This is a genomic window from Veillonella sp., from assembly GCF_015058545.1.
In the GTDB taxonomy this organism is placed as follows: Bacteria; Bacillota; Negativicutes; order Veillonellales; family Veillonellaceae; genus Veillonella_A.
Genome location: NZ_SVCB01000103.1, coordinates 1 through 4,921 on the forward strand (window position 1 = coordinate 1; position 4,921 = coordinate 4,921).

The following is a 4,921-nucleotide window of genomic DNA, read 5'->3' on the forward strand; positions in this document are numbered from 1 at the left end:
GCTTGATGCCAAACCCTAAAGTTGGTACTGTAACGATGGACGTAGCTCGTGCTGTTAACGAAATTAAAGCCGGTAAGATCGAGTATCGTACCGACAAAGCAGGTATCATCTCCTGTGCAATCGGTAAAGCTTCTTTCGATGATGCTAAATTGCTTGACAATTACCGCACAATCGTTGATACTATTATTAAGGCTAAACCGGCAGCAGCTAAAGGTCAGTACATTAAATCTGTAACCTTGAGCTCTACTATGGGCCCTGGTGTTCCACTTAACGTATTCAAATTGACTACTGTTACGAAGGAACAATAATTAGATATGTTCTCTTAGCTGTAGACCGCAGGTATGTATAATGGATGTAAATCCGCCCGCTGAGGCTGACACCGAATTCTTTTAGTAGAACGGTTCCGACCTCATCGTTTTGGCGGTGAGGTCGTTTTTTACGCTAAGATAGTACATAGAGCATCACCAAAAATCTATAAGGAGGTATTCTAATGGCTGTCACTACACAGAAACAGGCAATCGTTGCACAGATGAAAGAAAATCTTTCTGAAGCAAAGGGGGCCGTACTTGTTGGTTACCATGGCTTGACAGTAGCTCAGGTAACTGATTTACGCCGTAAATTCTTGGCTGAAGATGTAGAGTACAAAGTAATCAAAAATACATTGACTCGCATTGCAGTTAATGAATTAGGTATTGAAGGTTTCGCGGAGCACTTGGAAGGTCCAACTGCGTTGGCAATTTCCAAAACTGATGCAGTAGCTCCGGCTCGTATCATTGAAAACTTCATTAAGACACTAAAACTGAAGCAATTGACGTTAAAGTAGGTCTTGTTGAAGGTAAATTAATCAATGCTGACGAAGTTAAAGCCCTTGCTAAATTGCCTAACCGTGAAGGTATGCTTTCCATGCTCCTTTCCGTACTTCAGGCTCCAATCCGCAACGTGGCTTACGCTGTAAAAGCGGTTTCCGAAGCAAAAGACGAAACTGTAGCATAATCGGTAATTTAAACATATTACTACCAAATATAATTAGTGGAGGAACTAAATCATGGCACTTAACATTGAAAACATCGTTGCTGAATTAGAACAAGCAACAATCCTTGAATTAAATGATCTTGTAAAAGCTATCGAAGACAAATTTGGCGTAACTGCAGCTGCTCCTGTAGCTGTTGCTGCTGCTGGCGGTGCTGCTGGCGCAGGCGAAGAAAAATCTGAATTCGACGTAATCTTGAAAGACGCTGGCGCTGGTAAAATCAACGTAATCAAAGTTGTTCGCGAAGTAACCGGTCTTGGCTTGAAAGAAGCTAAAGCTGTTGTTGACGGCGCACCTGCTCCTGTAAAAGAAGGCATTGCTAAAGCTGACGCTGAAGCTCTTAAAGCTAAATTGGAAGAAGCTGGCGCAACTGTTGAACTTAAATAATTTAAGTTTAGCATTATAGCTTAACAAATCAAAACACCCCGTGGCTTAGGTCACGGGGTGTTTTTGTGTGTTGAAATACTTAGAGGACTGTCATTGGGATCGCCCCTTATTAGCTGTTGATAGGGGGGTTGACATCGATGTTTACTCAGTTTTTAGTTGTTCCAAAAACGAAAGAACATTAGGTGGACTTTCTTTAGAATAAATTAGACCATATGGCATTTCATAGGATTCTTCCAAAGGAATAGACAGAAGGGCCGGGTGAATCTGTTGCCAACAGTCTAAGGACAGTAATATGTCTCCGCTTTCGGCACAATCGTTGAAGGTATCCATATTGTAGTGGTCCTGAATATCTACGATGTTAATTTGTGGGTGATGCGTTACCAGATGGTTACGGATATTGTCGTTTAAAGGACTGATGCCGGTAATCATCATGCGCAAGCGATGACCTTCTAAATCTTTAAAAGATAATTGCGATAGGCCGTGTAATGGGTGCTGTATGGGTACGGCCAAGCAAAAGTGATACGAGCCTAACGGGAGAATTGAAATATTATCGGTAGCGCGAAAATGATTGTAGGGGCTGATAATACAGTCAAATTTATTATTAAGTAGTTTCTTATAAGACTCATCTTCACTAAAGGGAATAATTCTAAACTGCATATTTGCCGTTACCGATAAATTACGATTCCAAAGGAGTATGAATGGATCGATGGGATACATAAAGGAACAGCCTATTCGGAGAATCGGATGTTTCTTATGTTGGACCGCCTCTATTTCTGCAATTGCTTTACTAGCGAAGTCCATTATCTCTAACGTGTGATGATATAGTATTTGTCCTTCCGTTGTTAAGGTGACCCCTCGCGTCGAACGATGGAATAAAGTCGCGCCAAAGTGCGTTTCCAGATTGCCCATCTTCTTAATGACTGCTGTATGAGTAATAAAACACTTTTGTGCTGCTTTGGAGAAACTTCCTGTTTCGGCAACTGCTTTAAAAATATCTAAATCTTTGTTGTACATAAGATCTCCTTATTTTGAAAAACGATGCATACATACGTCTTTTTACCTGATTTAAGATAAGACTGTTACTAATAAAGCGTAGGGTGTAAAAGTTATCGGCATATAATAAGTAGAAACTTTTAGTTACATCTATTGTAAAAAATGGAAACTTCTCTGTCAATGTTAAATCGGTTACTCTGTTATCAGAGAGGAGTGATACAATGAATTTATTTCAAAAGAAAGCATGGCGAAACTTAAGTAAACTAGGTTTAGCAGTTTTATTAGCAAGTCAATTTAGTTTCAGCACGGCGGCCGATGTCGTTGTTACTAATGGGGCACCGTCGGTAGCAGTAACCGATTTAGCGACCACGGCGGTGCAGCAGTCGGCACCTATCGTGCGCATTAACACAGGTCTTTTGCGAGGGACAATCGAAAATGGCATTGAGAGCTATAAAGGAATCCCTTATGCTGAGCCACCGGTAGGAGAACTTCGTTGGCGTCCGCCGCAGCCGCCAAAATCTTGGGAGGGTGTTTATGACGCCACCGAGTATAAAAGTCAGTTTGCACAGAATAGTGATTTAGGCGTATTTGCCACCGCCGGTGGTAGCGAAGATGCTTTATATCTTAATGTGTTTGTTGACGAAGCGGCCCGCCTTAAGGCAGAAGCCAATAATGAGAAACTTCCGGTGTTTGTATGGGTTCACGGGGGCGGTTTAAAAGTTGGCGCGTCTCAGGATTATAATCCGACGGCCTTAGCAAAAGAGGGAGCCATAGTGGTAACGATAAATTATCGCTTAGGTATATTTGGGCTTTTTGCCCACCCGGCTATTGATGCCGAAGGCCATGCCATCGGCAATTACGGCCTTATGGACCAGGACATGGCACTCACCTGGGTACAAGAAAATATCAGTCAATTTGGTGGGGATCCACAAAACGTTACCCTTGCCGGGGAATCTTCCGGTGGTGAAAGTGTCTTGACGGCCATGGTAAATCCGCATTCAGCCGGTAAGTTCCAGCAGGTTATTTCCATGAGTGGTAATACATCAACTATGACGGCTGCCTTTACACAGAACAGTATAGCGGAAGCTGAGGCGAAAGGGATTGCCTTTGCCGAAGCCAATGGTTTAAAAGATGCTACGGCCGAACAGCTTAGAAGCTTATCGACGGAACAAATTCTTCGTACTCAGACACCGTATATGTTGATGACATTTATGGTTGATGGGGAGTACATACCAGAACGTTCGATGGAAGCATTTAAAAACGGCCGTTTTAATAAAGCAACCCTTATTAATGGTGTTACTAAGCAGGAAGGTAATTTCTTTGCCGGCTTACCGGAAACTTTGACCGGGAAAGCCATGGATCGTGAAGGGTATATGGCTCAATTAGATTGGCTGGTAAATTTATTGGGCGACAGACCGGGCCTCAAAGAAGCTATTATGGCAGAGTATCCACCGGAGCAATATGACTCTTACGCTGAAGCATTTGCCCCTTTGATTACCGATGCATGGTTATCTTCTTCGATGCAACGCATAAATGATGTGCTCTATAATCAGATTCCGGTGTATGCTTATGTGTTTGCTGATGAAACGGCGCCGTCTTATTTGGTAACGAGTTTCCCGCAAAAAGCATCGCATACTTATGAATTACCGTACATCTTCCCTGGATTTAACGGCAGTTCCATTCAATCTTCGGCTTTAAATCCGGAACAGCAAAAGTTAGCCAATCAAATGGTTCAAATTTGGGCGCGTGCCGGTGAAATTAATAAGCAGTCTGAGTGGCCAACCTATGATCCAAAGAAACAAAACTATATGACCTTCACTTTGCCGAATTCCTATATGAGTGAAAATGAATTTAACGAAGCGCATCATACAGCGTTTTGGAATAAAATTAACAGTGAATATCAGCCAAAATAGTAGGCAACTTGTCGAGCATTTTGAAACACTTACATTAAAAAAACTCCAATATTAAAATTATAAATCAACCTCCTAATATTAGATATGAGAGCTAATATTAGGAGGTTTTTATTCATAAAATATAAAAAAGACTAGCCTCAAAAGACAGATGTACCCTAATATACCCCCGTGTTGAGTCTTTCCTACAATCATGGTATGATTACATGGTAAAAAACCTAATATACCGGTATGGGGTATATACTATTTCAAAATCAAGTATATATCGGTATTGGTATAGGCATACATATATCCTGGTTTTCAGGTGAAATATTTAAAATGTGTTGTAGTTAAAATGTAAGTATTGGAGACGGTGAAATGAAGAAGTATTCAAATTATATGAAAGCTTTATTGGTGGCAGTAGCGATAACAGGCGGGACAGCCATTGTATCTGCTCATGATACAGTGACGACCAATGATTGTTGCTACGATAGCGCGACCGCTACAAACAGCCAAAATATGACGGCTAACATGAGTTCTATGATGGGCGGCATGGTCAATAACATGATGAACAATCAGAGTTCCGCGAATAACAGCTCTATGCATTCTATGATGAATGGCC

At 41.5% G+C, this 4,921-nt stretch carries 4 protein-coding genes and 2 pseudogenes; 5 read left to right on the forward strand and 1 reads right to left on the reverse strand.

The window, feature by feature from the left end:
* The 3 genes and pseudogenes from E7204_RS06850 to rplL all read left to right on the forward strand — a co-directional run.
* A pseudogene (locus E7204_RS06850) lies at nucleotides 1–308 on the forward strand (50S ribosomal protein L1); the annotation flags it as partial.
* A gap of 182 nt (nucleotides 309–490) precedes the next feature.
* Nucleotides 491–993 (forward strand): annotated as a pseudogene (gene rplJ, locus E7204_RS06855) (50S ribosomal protein L10).
* A gap of 52 nt (nucleotides 994–1,045) precedes the next feature.
* On the forward strand, nucleotides 1,046–1,417 hold the full coding sequence (gene rplL / locus E7204_RS06860) for a 50S ribosomal protein L7/L12 (RefSeq protein ID WP_006555624.1): 372 nt from the start codon (nucleotides 1,046–1,048) through the stop codon (nucleotides 1,415–1,417).
* Between the two features lie 141 nt (nucleotides 1,418–1,558).
* Here the strand turns inward: rplL and E7204_RS06865 are convergent, their stop codons facing one another.
* A complete protein-coding gene (locus tag E7204_RS06865; RefSeq protein WP_021840358.1) occupies nucleotides 1,559–2,431 on the reverse strand; it encodes a LysR family transcriptional regulator in 873 nt (290 codons plus the stop codon).
* A gap of 200 nt (nucleotides 2,432–2,631) precedes the next feature.
* Here E7204_RS06865 and E7204_RS06870 point away from each other — a divergent pair, with 200 nt between their 5' ends.
* Nucleotides 2,632–4,323: a carboxylesterase family protein gene (locus tag E7204_RS06870; protein ID WP_295183011.1), complete on the forward strand. Its 1,692-nt coding sequence runs from the start codon at nucleotides 2,632–2,634 to the stop codon at nucleotides 4,321–4,323.
* 354 nt (nucleotides 4,324–4,677) lie between these two features.
* Nucleotides 4,678–4,921 (forward strand): hypothetical protein (locus E7204_RS06875; RefSeq protein ID WP_295183012.1); only part of this gene is annotated, 244 nt, incomplete at its 3' end.